The 15,559-nt window shown below is 61.1% G+C and carries 13 protein-coding genes; 4 read left to right on the top strand and 9 right to left on the bottom strand.

Annotated features, from left to right (window positions below):
- Positions 1-873: an S-formylglutathione hydrolase gene (fghA, locus tag ACH6CX_RS01475; protein WP_334078865.1), complete on the top strand. Its 873-nt coding sequence runs from the start codon at positions 1-3 to the stop codon at positions 871-873.
- 38 nt (positions 874-911) lie between these two features.
- On the opposite strand, the gene ACH6CX_RS01480 is transcribed toward fghA, so the two are convergent.
- The 6 genes from ACH6CX_RS01480 to ACH6CX_RS01505 form a co-directional block, all read right to left on the bottom strand.
- The gene (locus ACH6CX_RS01480; protein ID WP_237061491.1) at positions 912-2,345 is read right to left on the bottom strand and encodes an aldehyde dehydrogenase family protein; all 1,434 of its coding nucleotides are present in this window, start codon (positions 2,343-2,345) and stop codon (positions 912-914) included.
- A 50-nt stretch (positions 2,346-2,395) separates the two neighbouring features.
- Positions 2,396-4,036 (bottom strand): acetolactate synthase large subunit, encoded by a 1,641-nt coding sequence (locus tag ACH6CX_RS01485; RefSeq protein WP_232942540.1) that lies wholly within the window; start codon positions 4,034-4,036, stop codon positions 2,396-2,398.
- A gap of 54 nt (positions 4,037-4,090) precedes the next feature.
- Positions 4,091-5,095 (bottom strand): glutaminase A, encoded by a 1,005-nt coding sequence (gene glsA / locus ACH6CX_RS01490; RefSeq protein WP_232942542.1) that lies wholly within the window; start codon positions 5,093-5,095, stop codon positions 4,091-4,093.
- Between the two features lie 95 nt (positions 5,096-5,190).
- On the bottom strand, positions 5,191-5,688 hold the full coding sequence (locus tag ACH6CX_RS01495; RefSeq protein ID WP_232942544.1) for a hypothetical protein: 498 nt from the start codon (positions 5,686-5,688) through the stop codon (positions 5,191-5,193).
- Between the two features lie 85 nt (positions 5,689-5,773).
- Positions 5,774-6,514 carry a ZIP family metal transporter gene (locus ACH6CX_RS01500; protein WP_232942546.1) on the bottom strand — a complete coding sequence of 247 codons (741 nt, stop codon included), beginning with the start codon at positions 6,512-6,514 and terminating at the stop codon, positions 5,774-5,776.
- Between the two features lie 175 nt (positions 6,515-6,689).
- Positions 6,690-7,607: a pirin family protein gene (locus ACH6CX_RS01505; RefSeq protein WP_237061495.1), complete on the bottom strand. Its 918-nt coding sequence runs from the start codon at positions 7,605-7,607 to the stop codon at positions 6,690-6,692.
- 258 nt (positions 7,608-7,865) lie between these two features.
- Here ACH6CX_RS01505 and ACH6CX_RS01510 point away from each other — a divergent pair, with 258 nt between their 5' ends.
- The 3 genes from ACH6CX_RS01510 (at position 7,866) to ACH6CX_RS01520 (ending at position 10,112) form a co-directional block, all read left to right on the top strand.
- The gene (locus ACH6CX_RS01510) at positions 7,866-8,717 is read left to right on the top strand and encodes a mechanosensitive ion channel family protein (protein ID WP_232942549.1); all 852 of its coding nucleotides are present in this window, start codon (positions 7,866-7,868) and stop codon (positions 8,715-8,717) included.
- Between the two features lie 144 nt (positions 8,718-8,861).
- Entirely contained in the window at positions 8,862-9,458 is a 597-nt protein-coding gene (locus ACH6CX_RS01515) for an FMN-dependent NADH-azoreductase (RefSeq protein ID WP_232942551.1), read from the top strand.
- Positions 9,459-9,614: 156 nt separating this feature from the next.
- Positions 9,615-10,112: a nucleoside deaminase gene (locus ACH6CX_RS01520; RefSeq protein WP_396674429.1), complete on the top strand. Its 498-nt coding sequence runs from the start codon at positions 9,615-9,617 to the stop codon at positions 10,110-10,112.
- 4 nt (positions 10,113-10,116) lie between these two features.
- Here the strand turns inward: ACH6CX_RS01520 and ACH6CX_RS01525 are convergent, their stop codons facing one another.
- The 3 genes from ACH6CX_RS01525 to ACH6CX_RS01535 form a co-directional block, all read right to left on the bottom strand.
- Positions 10,117-12,453: a TonB-dependent receptor gene (locus ACH6CX_RS01525; RefSeq protein ID WP_396674431.1), complete on the bottom strand. Its 2,337-nt coding sequence runs from the start codon at positions 12,451-12,453 to the stop codon at positions 10,117-10,119.
- A 48-nt stretch (positions 12,454-12,501) separates the two neighbouring features.
- Positions 12,502-13,296, bottom strand: coding sequence for a DUF547 domain-containing protein (locus ACH6CX_RS01530; RefSeq protein ID WP_237061499.1), 795 nt, complete (start codon positions 13,294-13,296; stop codon positions 12,502-12,504).
- A gap of 125 nt (positions 13,297-13,421) precedes the next feature.
- The gene (locus ACH6CX_RS01535; RefSeq protein WP_396674433.1) at positions 13,422-15,497 is read right to left on the bottom strand and encodes a TonB-dependent receptor; all 2,076 of its coding nucleotides are present in this window, start codon (positions 15,495-15,497) and stop codon (positions 13,422-13,424) included.
- Between the last annotated feature and the right edge of the window lie 62 nt (positions 15,498-15,559).

Genomic DNA, 15,559 nt, shown 5'->3' on the forward strand with positions numbered 1-15,559 from the left:
ATGACCTTTGAAAACCTGAGCAGTAACAAGAGCTTTGGCGGCTGGCACAAGCAATACCGCCACCGCTCCGATGTACTCAACTGCGATATGCGCTTTGCCATCTACCTGCCGCCGCATGCGGCAGATGGCCAGCGGGTGCCGGTGCTCTACTGGTTATCCGGCCTGACCTGCACGGATGAGAATTTCATGCAGAAAGCCGCCGCCCAGCAGATTGCCGCAAGGCTGGGCATGGCGCTGGTGGCGCCGGACACCAGTCCGCGAGGCGAGGCGGTAGCCGACGACGAGGGTTACGACCTGGGCCAGGGCGCGGGGTTCTATGTCAATGCCAGCCGCGATCCCTGGAGCCGTCACTACCACATGTACGACTACGTACTCGATGAGCTACCGGCCCTGGTCGAAGAAATGTTTCCCGTAAATGACAAGCGGTCCATCAGCGGCCACTCCATGGGTGGCCACGGCGCCCTGGTGCTGGCGCTGCGCAACCCCCGGCGGTTCCATTCAGTGTCTGCATTCAGCCCCATTGCCAACCCGGTCGACAGTACCTGGGGCAGGAAGGCATTTACGGCTTACCTGGGAGAGGACACCGCGGGTTGGGAAGCCTACGATGCGAGCCTGCTGATGCGTAGTTTTGCGAACGAGGCACAGGTACCGGCACTGGTGGACCAGGGTCAAGCCGACAACTTCCTGTCAGAACAACTGAAGCCGGAAGCACTGCAGATGGCAGCGCTGGTCAGCAACTACCCGCTGCAATTACGGCGCCATGATGGTTATGACCACAGCTACTTTTTTATTGCCAGTTTTATTGGCGAGCACCTGCAGTTCCATGCACGGCATCTGGGACTCCAGGTACCTGCACCGGGTAGCTGGAGCTGACAACCGCTGGCACCAACTGGCCGGTAGGCTGGCTGGTGCTACCCCGCCGGTGTACGAATCGCCAGTAGGCGCTCCTCGGTCATGTCGGCAATCGCCCAGCGAATGCCCTCGCGGCCCAGGCCGGAGTCCTTGACCCCGCCATAGGGCATATTGTCGACCCGCCAGCTGGGGACATCACCGATAATCACGCCACCCACCTCGAGCTGGTCCCATGCTTTCTGCGCCCGGTAGAGGTCGCGGGTAAATATGCCTGCCTGCAGGCCAAAGGCGCTGTCATTGACCCGCGCCAACACGTCGTCGAAGTCTTCGAAAGACTCGAGGACAGCCACTGGGCCAAAGGCTTCTTCCTCTACCACTGCGCAGCCCCGGGGCACATTCTCCAGCAGGGTCGGGTCCAGCATGGCCCCGTCCCGCTCGCCACCGCACAGCAGTGTTCCACCCTGCTCTACCCCTTCCCGGATCCAGTTGTGCAGTCGCGTGGCTTCCCCTTCGGAAATCATCGGGCCGATAAAGGTTTCCTCGTCGTGCGGGTCCCCCTTGACCAGCTGCCGCGTGCGTTCGACCAGCCGTCGCTTCAGCTCTGCATAAATACTGCTGTGCCCGTATATCCTCTGCACACCGATACAGCTCTGGCCGGACTGGTAAAAGGCACCGAAAACCAGGCGCTCCACCGCGTCGTCCAGGTCGGTATCCGCATCCACCACACAGGCCGCGTTGCCCCCCAGTTCCAGCACCACTTTCTTGCGTCCAGCACGGGCTTTGAGGTCCCAGCCGACGGCCGGTGACCCGGTAAAGCTGAGTAGTTTGAAACGATCATCCACGGTAAAGAGGTCGGCGCCCTCCCGGTGACAGGGCAGCACCGAGAAGGCTCCCTTTGGCAGGTCCGTCTCCGCCAGGACCTCGGCAATAATCAGCGCGCCCACCGGCGTGCGACTCGCGGGCTTGAGCACAAACGGGCAGCCGGCGGCGATCGCCGGCGCCACCTTGTGGGCGGCCAGGTTCAACGGGAAGTTAAATGGCGAGATAAACGAACAGGCCCCCACCGGTACACGCTTGACAAAACCGCGATAGCCCCTGGCACGGGGAGATATTTCCAGGTTGATGACTTCGCCATCGATACGTACCGACTCCTCTGCGGCTACCCGAAAGGTGTCGATCAGCCGCGTAACCTCGCCGCGGGCATCCCCGATGGGTTTGCCGGCCTCGATGCAAAGTGCCTCGGCCAGCTCGTCATAGCGCTCCTTAAAACGTGTGACACAGTGGTTGAGTACCGCCTGGCGCTCGTACGGTGCCATTGCGGCCATCGGTTTCTCGGCTTTCACCGCCCAGTCGATGGCCCTATCGATGGTTTCTGTCGCTGCCAGCGCCACCCGGGTGGCCACATCCCCGGAATATTTATCGAGCACTTCCAGGTCGGTGTTGGCCGCCACCGCCTCATTGGCCAGGTAATAAGGATAGGATTCCCGGAGCATGCCGCTCTCCTTCTGGTATTGTCAGGTGGCCCAGCCGGGCTGGCCATTAATCACAGCTTGCCGGACAGCTCACGAATTTCGCGGTTGAGTATGCGATCGTTGTCCGCGTAATCGACCTGCACGTCGATCAGGTGCACGCCGCCCTCCTGACAGCACTTCCGGATCAGTGGCTTGAGTTCGGCGGTGGCCTTGATGCGATGGCCCCTGGCCCCGTAGGCCTCCGCGTAAGCAACGAAATCCGGGTTGCCGAAGTCCAGCCCGAAATCGTGGAAGTCCATCTGCTTCTGCTTCCACTTGATCATGCCGTAACCATCGTCGCGCAACAGCAGGATGATCAGGTCCTGCTTGAGCCGTACGGCAGTCTCCAGCTCCTGGGAGTTCATCATGAAGCCGCCGTCACCACAGATGGCCATCACCTTGCGGTCCGGGAAGACCAGCTTGGCCGCCATGGCCGATGGCAGGCCGGCACCCATGGTGGCCAGGGCGTTGTCCAGCAATACGGAATTGGGGGAGTGCGCAGGATAGTTACGCGCGAACCAGATCTTGTACATGCCGTTATCAAGGGCAAGGATGCCGTCCTGCGGCATGACATCGCGGATTTCCTTCACCAGGCGTTGCGGCTTGATCGGGAAGCTGTCATCGCCACAACCATCGTGAATATGTTTCTGCAGCGCATCACGAATCCGGTGTGCGTCGGAAAAACTCCAGTGATCCTGGGGTTCCAGTCGCTCTTTCAGCTGCCACAGGCTGTTGGCGATATCGCCTACCACCTCGATCTGCGGGAAATACACCGGGTCCACCTGGGCTGAGTTGAAGTTGATGTGCACCACCTCGGCACCGCCGGGGCGCATAAAGAATGGCGGTTTCTCCACCACATCGTGGCCGACATTGATAATCAGGTCGGCCTGGTCGATGGCCCGGTGCACAAAATCGTGATCGGAAAGTGCGGTGTTACCGATAAAGTGCGGACCCGACTCGTCGATCACACCCTTGCCCATCTGGGTGGTAACCGCGGGAATGCCCAGTTTTTCGACGAACTCCCGCAACATTTTGGCGGTCAACTTGCGGTTGCCCCCCGCACCAATCAGTAACAGCGGTCTGCGCGCGGCGGTGATCGCCTCCGCTGCCTGGCGGATCGCTTTTTCTTCGGCAATGGGCCGGCGGGTATAGCTGGGCTCCAGTACCGGCATGGTGGAATGCTCGTGGGCAATATCCTCGGGCAACTCCAGGTGCGTCGCGCCGGGGCGCTCCTCCTGCGCCTGGCGGAAAGCCTCCCGCACATGGGCAGGCACATTGTCACCACTGACGATGGTGCGCGTGAACTTGGTCAGGGGCTGCATCATGTCGACGATATCGATAATCTGGAATTGACCCTGCTTGGAGCTCTTGATGGGTTTCTGTCCGGTAACCATCACCATGGGCATGGCGCCCAGCTGGGCATAGGCGGCGGCTGTCACCAGGTTGGTGGCGCCGGGACCGAGTGTAGACAGGCACACAGCGGATCTGCCGGTCAGCCGGCCATAGGTTGCAGCCATAAAGCCCGCAGCCTGCTCATGGCGCGTGATAATGAGCTCGATCTTCGAACCGCGGAGGGACTCCAGTAAATCGAGGTTCTCCTCGCCCGGGATGGCGAATACATATTCAACGCCCTCGGCTTCCAGTGCGCGTACAAACAAATCGGATGCTTTCATTGACGTCTATCCTGTTACTCTTGTGACTACTTATCGCTCTGCCTTACAGATATATCATTGTCGCGGCTTGGATGCGAACAGGTTGAGCGCCATGCGCTCGGAGAGGTAGCGGGTCACCTGGAGCCCCTTGATACTGTTACCGGCGTCATCCAGGGGCGGGGAAAAGGTGGCCAGGCCGCCCTTCCCGGGGATCACCGTAATCAGCCCCCCGCTGACACCGCTCTTGCCGGGCAGCCCGGTCTCGTAGAGCCAATCACCAGTCAGTTCATACAGCCCGGCGGTTGCCAATACCGCCAGCACCCGCTTGGATACAGCGGTACCCACGACGCGCTCACCGGACAGCGGGTTCACACCGCCGCCGGCCAGTGTGGCACTCATTACTGCCAGGTCCCGGGTCGTGACATTGATAGAACACTGTCGTGTGTAGACATCCGTTGCCTCCATGGCGTCGCAGTACATCCGCTCATATCCCTCGAGCAATTTAGCGACGCCGCGATTGCGCTGGTTGGTCGCCATCTCCGAGTTGTAGGCAGTTTCATTAATTTCCAGTCGGCGACCCGCGAAGCGGGACAGACCGTCTAGCACAAAGCGCCATTTTTCCTCCGCGGTCTTACCCGGCGCCAGGCTGGTGGTGGCAATGGCACCGGCATTGACCATGGTATTGGTAAGGCGATCGGGGCTGAGTTCCAGGGCGATCACGGAATCGTAGGGCATGCCGGTAGCGTTGACGCCAATCTTCCTGCGGGCCTCCTCCACGCCTATGGCCTGGCATACCAGGGCGAACACAAAGGGTTTGGACACGCTCTGAATCGTGAAAGAGTGATCCGCATCACCTTCTGCATGCTGGGTGCCATCGACGCTGGTGATGCACGCGCCAAACAGGTCCCGCGGCACCTCTGCCAGCACCGGGATGTAATCCGCCACCCTGCCCTCGTCGCCAACCCGGTACAGCTCATAGGCATCGTGTAGCATGGCCGCTACCGTGCCGGCGGCCGGGAGGCTGCCGGTGGAAATAATCGAGGTCTTTTCCTGGGCCTCTGGCGGTAGGGGTTCGTGCATGGCGAGGGGTCCGGTGCCTGGCAAATCGGGATGCGGCTGCCGGACCAGTCTAGACCAGGGAGCGCCCTGTCTCGCAGCCGCAGCCGCAGCAGGACTCAGGGACGATAGTGGCTGGGCAGGTGCGAGAGGTTATCCAGCTCGCACTCCTCACTGTAGTGAATCAGCGCGCGCTCTATCCTGTCTGGGATATGGTTACGCAGCTTCCCGGTCTCGGCGATGATCGCCTCCTCAATATCGCTCAGGGAAACCTGCATCAGGTCATAGCGGACAAGCACCTCTTCCCCTTTAATCCAGAGACCGTCGATACCCTTGAGTGACTGAACTGACGCCATCACCCGGTCACGGGCCTCTGCATTGAGCTTTTTCGTCAGCCTGATCCTGTGGGCCTTGAACACAGCGGTACCGAGCTGTTTCTCCGCCAGCCCGAAGGTGGCCTCACCCACATACAGGTGTGGCCAGCGCTGGAAGCGGGAACGGCAGTGCTCGGAGCAGAAAGAATACTTGATATGCCGGTGTTGCCAGCTGTGAGCCCCCTCCGGCACCGTGGCACCGCAGACCGGGTCGCGCGACTGTCCAAGCAATGAGTGAGCCATCGGCTGTACCGTTGTGTTCGGGTGTTCGTGCTATCCGTAGTTTAGCAAGGGGCCGACACCATGCCCGGGACCCCCCGGCTAAAGGTCAGTGTGCAACATAGCGTGCCAGGGCGAACATCAGCAGCAGCCCAAGGGCAAAGAAACCGAAATGGACCGCCGCGGCGCCGGCGCCCCCGCGATGCTTGATTTCCGGGATCAGGTCCGAGGCGGAGATGTAGATAAAGCTGCCAGCCCCGAACAGGACCAGTGTGCCCAGGTCAAAGTGGCGCGACAACAGGTAAGCCAGTAATGCGCCCAGGGGAAATGTCAGGCCGGAGATAAAGTTCCAGGCCAGCGCCCGGCGGCGCGACCAGCCACCGTGTACCAGCACTCCAAAATCCCCAAGCTCCTGGGGCACCTCGTGTGCCGCAGCGGCAAGCCAGGCGGCAATACCTGCGCGCGCATCAATCAGGAAGGTGCTGGCAACCGCCAGCCCGCCGATAAAGTTATGGATCCCGTCCCCGAGCAGGATCAGGTAGGTGACCGGCTCCCGGCTGTTGGAGTGGGTGCCATGGGAGTGGTGCCAGCTGAGTAACTGTTCAAGCAGGAGGAACGTACTGAAACCAACCAGGACCCAGAGCCCCGCATTGAGCGGTCGAACAGATGCCAGCCCCTCGGGCAGCATGTGGAAGAAGGCCCCACCCAGTAGGGTTGCCGCCGCCAGGGACACCAGCGGCAACAGGATCCTCTCCAGGGTGGCTTCGCGCATCAGCAGGCTGATGGCACCGGACATGGCGATGCCACTCATCAGCAGTCCGCCCCCCAGGATCCAGGGGAGTTCAGTCATTGCACTCATGGGTCGCCGGGGTTGCAGGATGCCTTGCCATAGCGGTTGTTCCCTGGTCCATATCCCCCGCAAGGATAGGTCCTCCCCCTGAGTCGCCAGCTTATTCCGGGGGCAGCTTTCGTTAAATTGCTATCAGCCCCGTGGGTGGCTGCGGGCGTACCGTGCGCCCGGGTGGCTACTTATCCGGGAAGGGTATGTACTCTTCCTCATCACCGGGGACCCTGGCGAAATTGCCCTGTTTCCAGTCATTCACAGCCTGGTCGATCCGTTCAGCCCTGCTGGATACAAAGTTCCAGACAATATGGCGCCGGTCGAATGGCTCGCCACCGATGATCGCAATGCGACTCTCCTCGGCAGCCACGAGTTCCACGCCGGACTCCTGGCGGAAGACCGCCATGCTGAATTCCGGTATCTCCATATCGCGCGCATTGAGCTTTCCGGCGGCCACATAGACGGCCCTTTCCTCGACATCCGGCAGGGTGATCCGCTGGCCGGCCTGCAGGTGTGCCTCGACATAAAGGGTTTCCGCATAGGTCTTTACCGGGGATTCGACACCATAGGCGCTGCCCATGATCACGCGGACCGGCACCTCGTCCACGGTAATGGCGGGGATCTTCTGTGACGGGTAATGATGGAACTCGGGGGCAATCTCCTCCTGTCCCTTGGGCAGGGCCAGCCAGAGTTGCAGCCCGTGCAGGCGGTGGGACAGGCTGCGCACTTCGTCGCGCTCCCGCTCCGAGTGGACAATGCCACTGCCGGCGACCATCAGGTTGATGTCCCCGGGCCTGATCGGTTGCAGGCTGCCCAGGGAATCCCGGTGCAGGATCTCCCCCTCGAACAGGTAGGTGACGGTACAGATACCGATATGCGGGTGCGGCCTGACATTGATTCCCTGCCCCGCAGCAAAGTCAGCCGGGCCCATATGGTCAAAGAAAATCCACGGCCCCACCATTTGCTGTTCGCGGCTGGGCAGTGCGCGCCGTACGGAAAAACCACCGAGCTCCCGCGATTTTGGCTCGATAATTTCGGCGATGGCGCCGCAACCCACAACGAAATCGCACTCCTGCTCCGCGGTCCTGGTCAGATTGCTCACGGTTGTTCCCCTGCTCTGCTGCTGTCGATGAATCCTGGTTATTTGATTCCGTTCCCCGGCTGCCCGGGACATATGCATTATGCGGGGACGGAGCCGCATCTGCTTCGCAATCTATCGAACTCAAGGTTCGAAAGGATCGATAGTCCCTGAAAGCCAGAGTCTATCCTTTTTAGAGTCATCGTCTGTCCTTGTGGCATGCAAAGCATTAATATGCCCGCTCACCAGAGATGACCAACCTGTAGTGAAGATGGGGTATCAATGCTACAGCAACTGCTAGAAAACAAATTATTGCTGTCAATACTCGTTATTGTCGCAATCCTGATGCTGCGGTTCCTGCTGGGTTTTGTATTTGCCCGCCAGAAACGCTGGGCAAAACAGGATCGCCGTCGCCGCATCAACACTGTCCATAATCTCAGTAATCTCCTGATCGTCCTCGGGCTGGTTGCGGTCTGGGTATCGGAGTTGCGGGAATTTGCCCTGTCCATCGCCGCCTTCTCCGTGGCGATCGTCATCGCCCTGCGGGAGGTGGTGCAGAGCCTGGTGGGCAAGATTTACCAGGCCAGCATGCGATCGTTCCAGGTGGGCGACTGGGTCAAGGTTGGTGACCAGTTTGGTGAGGTCATCGACAGCGACTGGCTGAGCACGACCTTGCTGGAGATCGATCCCCACGGGCTGGGCAGTGGCTATACGGGTATCACCCTGTATATCCCCAACAATGTGTTTTTCACCAAGCCAGTGAAGAACCTCAATTTTATGCGCCGGTATATCGAGCACTCGTTCTCGATCGTGCGCGAGAACAAGGGAGGCAACCCTTTTGCCGCCAAGGAATTCCTGCTGGAGCGCATCCGCGAGCACAGCGAGGCCTTCCACGAGGTGGCGGCCCGCTACTGCCAGATGATTGAGCATCGCACTGGCGTCGAGCTGGTGGGGACGGACCCCAAGATCAGTTTTACCACCAACGAGTTCGGCCATGATGTTGTCACCATCACCCTGTTCTGCCCCCGGGAAGAGGCGCACGATATCGAGCAGAATGTGACCGAGGACCTTTATAACTTCTGGTACAGCGGGCCCCAGAACCAGCTGGCGACCGGGGAGTCTGGCGAGGCCTGATCCCTGCAAGCCAGCGGCCACCGGCAGGCTCGGGGTTCGTTCTAAAAAGTAGGTGTCTTCTACCTGAATTTTGCGATTTTCTGTCGAATTCCTGAGTGTTTAAATGCCTCCATCAAACGCAGCACTCCGATGGAGGTACAAGCAATGACCCGTTTACTGAAAATCAAAGCCAGCCTGTTCAACAATGATGGCCAGTCTTCCCAGCTGGTGGACGCCTATGCCGACAAGTGGCTGCAGGAGCACTCCGGCGCTACCGTTACAGAGCGCAACCTGGCCGATGAGCCGGTGCCCCACCTGGACCAGGCGCGCTTCGGCGCTTTCACCACCGCACCCGAAGAGCGCAATGACGCCCAGAGCGACGTAGCTGCTTATTCGGACCAGCTGATCGGTGAAGTGCAGGAGGCCGATATACTGGTGCTGGGCGTACCTATGTACAACTTCAGCGTGCCCTCGACCCTGAGCGCCTATTTCGACCATATCGCCCGGGCCGGTATCACCTTCCGCTATACCGCCAACGGACCGGAGGGCCTGCTGAAAGGCAAGAAAGCGGTGGTGTTTATTACCCGCGGTGGCGTTTACGGTCAGGATCACGCGCAGACAGCCTATCTTCGTCAGTTCCTGGGCTTTATCGGTATTGAGGACGTGGAGTTCGTCCACGCCGAGGGCCTGGCCATGGGGGATGACTCAAGGGATGAGGCTCTGAATGCGGCGCGCGAGCGTATTACTGAACTCGCGGCCTGATACCATTAACGACGACCGGCGGGGCCTGATCGGGCACCGCCGGCCCCACCTCGCAACCGCCGCGACTCCCCCTCACTGATTCGCGCTCTATATTCCCGGCCCCCACTACTCACCGCCAGTTCCACTAGGCTTTGGGAATGGCAGGAGGCAGCCGGCATGCGATCAGATCCCGACAACAACTCAGCAGAAAAGCACCACCGGCAATACCTCGAGCGGGCCGTGGCCCTGGCAGACGCCAATGTAAGGGAGTCGGGCGGGCGGCCATTTGGCGCTGTGCTCGTCCACGACGGGCGGGTGATTGCCGAGGGCGTGAATACCATCCACGAAAACAGCGACCCCACCGCACACGCGGAATTAGAGGCGATCCGTGCGGCCACCACCGCTGCGGGTGATCCACGGCTGGACGGCACGGTGATGTACGCAAGTGGACATCCCTGCCCCATGTGCCTGGCGGCCATGTACCTGTGCGGGGTGAAGCGCGCCTATTACGCCCTGTCCCAGGAAGACGGCGAGGCCCACGGTCTCTCGACCGCAGATATTTATGCCGAGCTGGCGCGGCCCGCCGGGCAGCGTACCCTCAGGATGATCCATATCCCGCTCGACCACGGCCCGGATCCCTACACCAGCTGGAGTGCGCTGCAGGAAAAGTCCTGACGCCTCAGAAGCGGTGCGTTAACGCCAGATCGATATGCCGGGGTAATTCCGGGAATACCAGCGTGGAACCGAAATAGCCCCCCTCGAATACCGGCGCCCAGTTCTCCTCGTCAGTCAGGTTGAAAATATCCAGCCGCACGGCAGTGTTCTGCTGGTTAAAGCGGTACTCGATATTGGCGTTGAGGGTGAACTGCGCAGGTATCTCCACGGTCTGCAGGTAATCCAGCGGGTAGCTACCGGAAAATACCGCGGAGCCGCCGAGAGACCATGCCTCGTTTAACCGGTAGCCCGCAGCTGCGGATGCTGTCCATTCCGGCAGGCCCTGCAGGCGGGCATCCGCTGGGGCGAAGCCGGCAAAGTTGGGCGCCCCCAGCCCGGTTCCCGCCACAATATCCGGGCGTGAATCGTCGAAGGCATCCAGCACCTGCTGCGAGTCCTGGAATGCAGCGGAATTGTCAAAATTTGCCTCCAGGTAGCTGGCGCCGGCACTGGCCCAGAGTTTCTCGCCCCGGTAGAAGAGCTGCATCTCGAGTCCCTGCGTGCGAATCCCCGAGTTACTGCCGTCGCGGTTGCGCAGGCTGCGGGTCTGGTCGAACAATGCCGCATCGGCATACCAGGAGCTCCCATCGGGCTGGTACTTCAGGCCCACCTCATACAGCGTGTTTTCAGTGGCAAAGTTCAGTGGACTGATGGTGTTGTTACCGGACAGTACATTGCCGCCCCCCAGGCTGTTGGACGTGGACTCCTGGTAGGCAAGCGTGGCATAGCCGGTGAAGGCTTCCAGGGGGCGGTAGTGAAGGCTGGCGCTGCCGGACTTCAGCCAGTCGCTGTAATCGTCACTGGCACGCTGCACTCCTGCCGGGGCCAGCGGGTCCCGCGCCTCCACATCGTAGTAGTCGCCGCGCAGCCCGGCTGTGATCCAGAGCCGTTCGGTAAGATCCTGGCGATGCTGCACAAACAGGCCGGTCTGCAGGCTGCTGGAATCGGTGGTGTCGGACAGGTTGAAGTCGCCCGCCCCGTCTCCGTCGAGGTCGTACTGGCCGCCGGGTGACACGAACACACCGGGCCGCAGCTCCACCAGCCGGGCCTTCTGCGCATCGGTCAGCGGGATGCGGCGGTTTTCCAGTGGCCCGGTGAGGTCGATGGGCAGGTCCGCCTCGGTGGTGAACTGGCTGTAGCCCAGCACATCGTTGTAGCGCAGGCCGATACCGGCGACCGTATCACCGAAGTGGAGTTCTGTCCGGTTCTCCAGGGTATCTGCCCCGTCGATAATCTCGACAAAACTGTTCTGCGCTATCTCCTCCCGTTCCAGGTGCTCGTAATAGGTACGGTTAATCAAGGCCAGCCCGTCTCCCAGTTCACGTTGATAGACGGAATGCAGTAACAGGGTCTCGGCGCCATTGATATCCAGCGGATCGGTGAGCACGGTGCTGCGGTCTATCTCCACCAGGCCGGCGGGACTTACGATTGCGCCGGCGCCGGGAACAGTGGAGCCATCGGGCCGCACGCCCTGTCCCTGGACGTAGAGGCCGTCATCGATCAGCTGCTGCGTGGGGCGGTTGATACCGGCGTTGTCGGTCCACTCGACGTCGTAGTATTCCAGCGATACATTCCACTCACTGCTGCTGTCGGGACTGAGGCGATAAGCGAGGAACAGGTTGTCACTGTCCATCCCGGCGTAATCGTAGAAGCTGCCCTCGTCGCGGTGCTCATAACTGGCCCGTACCGCCGAGCGGTCCTGCTCCAGTACCTGGGAGTAATCCAGCTGGCTGCGGTAGCGATCCCATTCGCCGCCGCGAACCTGTACAGTGCCGCCGGAATCATTTAGGTCCGGACGCTTGGGCTGCAGGTTGACGAAACCACCGGTGCGCTGGGTGCTTCCGAGGATCACAGAGGGTGTGCCGCGCACCACGTCCACCTGGCCTACGGCATTGAATGAGAGGGGAATTCCCAGGCCGTTGTTACCCACCTGCCGACGCATGCCGGCTTCAAAGACCTCACCCAGCTGGCCCCGCAGTGTTGGCAGGCTGGGCGCACCAAAACCGGTTGCGCCGTAGGTATTCGGCGTGACGCGCTGGAGATCGCGCAGGTCTTCCACCGCCACCGCCTCCAGCAGCCACGCGTCGATAGGGGTGACCGAGCGCGCGATATCCTCGCTGGTAAGGCCGGAACCGAAGGCATCGCTGACGGTATTGTCCGCAATTCCCGCACGGGCCGGGTCATCCTGGCTGCCTACTACCTCCACCAGTTCCGGCTCTCCCTCCTGGGCGATGGCCGGGGCGGCGGCAAGCAGCAACACGGAGAGCGCGATGGGTTTTTTGCGGAAGGTAATGTCGGTCATTCCTGGCCTCTGTTGGTTATCCAGAATTCTGTCTGGTTGTCTTGTGTGTCACCGGCGGTTGTTATCGTTCAGGCGCCACTCGTATTCGAGATAGGTGATATCCATTTCATTGGCCCGCAGGGCCGCAGCCTGTGCGGCACTCAGGCCCAGTGCCCCGCGGTAATCCAGCAGGAACTCGCCAAGACTACTGTGGCCGCGCCAGCCTCGACTGAAGTCGTCGCGATACCACTCGAATATCGGTGACAGCCTCAGCCCCCCTGGAGTGGCGCGGTTGCGCGAGCGATCCGACAGGAACCGGCGAGCCTGCTGCTCCAGTTGCTGTTCCAGCCGCTCCCCGGTATAGGCCTCCTCGCGCAGCATCGGGCAACCGACACTCGCACAATTGACGGCGAAATGGATGCGGGGCTCATTGAAATCCCGGCGGATCATGCCGTGCTCAATCTCGTCCAGAGAATACCTGCGGCCGAACAGGGCGACGAACTCCCGGCGCCAGGGTGCACCCGGAAGCCAGCCGATATCACGGATGGAATCAAGGCCCGGGTATTCTGCCAGCACCAGCTGGATGGTCGCGGCATTATAAGCGTTGATGAGGAAAGCCAGTTGGTCAGCCTCTTCCCAGCCATCAAAGGTATTCCGCTCCACCTCGGCCAGTTGTGCCAGGTAACGGACCAACTGTTGCCGGTCTGCCTGCATTCCCCTGTAATCCACGGTAGAGGAGTGACCGCCATCAGCCAGGATTACATGATCCTGCAACAGGTTCGACCAGATGTGGTGATCCGGAACAGTGGCCCGGGCCAGGGTAAACTGGCTCAAGAGCAGGATGATAACGAGAATACGCGGCATCGGGTGACTCTTATCGATCGCTGGTGACGGTTTCCGCCTATGCTGGAACAAGAGTCGTGCCGGGCGCTGATTTATTACAGTCAATCGCCACTGCCATTATCCGGGTCCTCGATAGTATCCGGCTGTCACAGCTGCAATGCTAACTCGGCATAGAGAGACCGTGATTCCCCGGGGAAGTACCGGTCGCCACTGAAGTTACTGAAATCCGCACGCTCCGCGTATTCCTCATCCAGCAGGTTGAGTACCCGCAGGCCTACTGACCAGCCCTCGCCCAGCTGCCGGGTGGCGCGCGCGTGCAGCAGGTCATGGCCCGGGTAGCTGTGCTGGTTGAGTGGATCTGTGTAGTAGCGCCCCTGGTGCAACCATTCGAGTTCCACCTGCGTGGCGGCATCCGGCTGCCATTGGAGCCGGGCCGAACCAAAACTGCGCGGCGCGGAGTCCAGCAGCCTGCCATCCAGGGCGATTCCCTCTAGTAGTCGCTCATCGTCGAAGCGGTGCTCCGCATAGCTCGCTGACACATCCACCAACCAGTTCGGTGCCAGCTGGTAACCCAGTGCCAGCTCCAGGCCCTGATGGCTAGTGGTCCCGCCGGACCGGTTAAAGAAGTCGGCATCGCGAAAGATCACATTGTGCTTCTCCATGGCATAGCCGACCAACTCGTAGTCGATGCGACCTCCCCCACCCCGCAGCCCAAGTTCGACGCTGCGAATCTCCACGGAGTCCAGGTCAGCCACTTCCTGCTCCCGCTGCAGGCGGTAGAGCTCCGTCGCCTGGGGGGCACGAAAACCGTGGGCCAGGTTTGCGAACACTTGATGGGCAGGCGTCCAGTCGTATACCAACCCCAGCTGCGGTGACCAGTTTTCAAAGTCATCGCGACGATCGGCGGGACGGCTATAGCGGCAGCCGCCAAAACCACAGCTGCTGCCATCCTCGCGGGATCGGCCGGCCAGCATGTGGTTGTCATAGTCATAGGACAGGCTTTCCAGCCGCAGCCCCGCCTCCAGGACCAGTTGTTCCGTCAGCCGCAGGGATGCCAGTGCATAGGGCGACAGTAATAACGCATTGACTCGATAATCGTAATGCCGACCCGGTGGCACGGTTTCCGCCAGGAATTCGGATCTTGTGGCAATGCCGGACTGAGACTGGCGCAGGGAGGCCCGGGTATATTCCCCATCGAGGCCCGTTGCGACGCGGAGCGAATCACTGACTGGCAGTATAAGGCTGGTCCGTACACCGGCGCTGCGATGGGCTGTTTCTTCGAGGGGCTGTCCGGGCAGGAAGTGCTGCAGGAACTGCATGTCCCCGTAGCGGGCGTACGGCGTGACCTGCAGGGAATAGCCGTCGCCCCACTCGGTTGCCATGCTGTGCGACAGGCGTGCGGTGCGCACATTGCGAAAGGCCTCGGGGTTTGGGTTTGAGCGCCGCAGCGTGACGTCCCGGTAGGCTTCCTCCCCCACCACATAACCGGCGGTCTCCTGCTCCAGGTTGGTGGCATTGAAGCGGGTCTCGGAACTGGACTGCCCCCTGCGGTGCACCACGGTCAGCTTCTGCTGGTCATAACCGGAACTGGCCCGGTAACCGCCGTCACTGGCCAGGGAGATGGCGGTAAGCAGGCCCGACTCAGTGCCGGTAGCAGTGGGGACACGGCTGGAGAATTTCCAGCGGTCGTTGGGCCCGGCTTCCAGACTCATGGCTCCGGTGTCCCCGGATTGGTACGACGGGCCCAGTACATTAATCACCCCGTGCATGGCGCCCGCCCCATGTAAGGTGCCCGCCGGTCCACGCACTACTTCGATACGCTCTGCCTGCTCACTGTGTGCCGCAAACAGTTCATTCACATTACAGAAGCCGGCGGGAAACAGTGGGATGCCGTCCTGCATGGCCAGCACGCTGCCGCAGGCACCGGCGCCAGTCAGTACCGGTGAACGGAGTGCCGGCAGGTATTCCTGCCCGTTACCGCGGCTCAGGTTTGCCCCGGGAACCCGTGCCAGGCTCTGCTGGATATGGCTGTGGTTCACCAGTGCCAGCGCATCGGCACCCAGCACCGCCATGCTGCCGGCGTAGTCAGCCCGACTGCTGTGCAGCGGGCTGCCGGTGACCACCACGGTTTCCAGCTGGCCACGAACTTGCTCCACGGCCTGGTCGCTGGCAAAAGCGTCCCCGCTCAAAAGTAACGCCGTCACGAGTGCCGCCCTGCGCATCCCGGTCTCCTGTTGCGATTATTTGCTGCGCATTCTAACGCACAAAAAAAAACGCCGGCGAA

Origin of the sequence: Microbulbifer sp. JSM ZJ756 (assembly GCF_044383805.1) — a bacterium.
In the GTDB taxonomy this organism is placed as follows: domain Bacteria; phylum Pseudomonadota; class Gammaproteobacteria; order Pseudomonadales; family Cellvibrionaceae; genus Microbulbifer; species Microbulbifer zhoushanensis.

Coding starts and splice junctions, on each gene's coding strand:
- ACH6CX_RS01535 (WP_396674433.1), bottom strand. CDS start 15,497: ATGCGCAGGGCGGCACTCGTGACGGCGTTACTTTTGAGCGGGGACGCT.
- ACH6CX_RS01500 (WP_232942546.1), bottom strand. CDS start 6,514: ATGACTGAACTCCCCTGGATCCTGGGGGGCGGACTGCTGATGAGTGGC.
- ACH6CX_RS01495 (WP_232942544.1), bottom strand. CDS start 5,688: ATGGCTCACTCATTGCTTGGACAGTCGCGCGACCCGGTCTGCGGTGCC.
- ACH6CX_RS01525 (WP_396674431.1), bottom strand. CDS start 12,453: ATGACCGACATTACCTTCCGCAAAAAACCCATCGCGCTCTCCGTGTTG.
- fghA (WP_334078865.1), top strand. CDS start 1: ATGACCTTTGAAAACCTGAGCAGTAACAAGAGCTTTGGCGGCTGGCAC.
- ACH6CX_RS01515 (WP_232942551.1), top strand. CDS start 8,862: ATGACCCGTTTACTGAAAATCAAAGCCAGCCTGTTCAACAATGATGGC.
- ACH6CX_RS01530 (WP_237061499.1), bottom strand. CDS start 13,296: ATGCCGCGTATTCTCGTTATCATCCTGCTCTTGAGCCAGTTTACCCTG.
- ACH6CX_RS01485 (WP_232942540.1), bottom strand. CDS start 4,036: ATGAAAGCATCCGATTTGTTTGTACGCGCACTGGAAGCCGAGGGCGTT.
- ACH6CX_RS01510 (WP_232942549.1), top strand. CDS start 7,866: ATGCTACAGCAACTGCTAGAAAACAAATTATTGCTGTCAATACTCGTT.
- glsA (WP_232942542.1), bottom strand. CDS start 5,095: ATGCACGAACCCCTACCGCCAGAGGCCCAGGAAAAGACCTCGATTATT.
- ACH6CX_RS01520 (WP_396674429.1), top strand. CDS start 9,615: ATGCGATCAGATCCCGACAACAACTCAGCAGAAAAGCACCACCGGCAA.
- ACH6CX_RS01480 (WP_237061491.1), bottom strand. CDS start 2,345: ATGCTCCGGGAATCCTATCCTTATTACCTGGCCAATGAGGCGGTGGCG.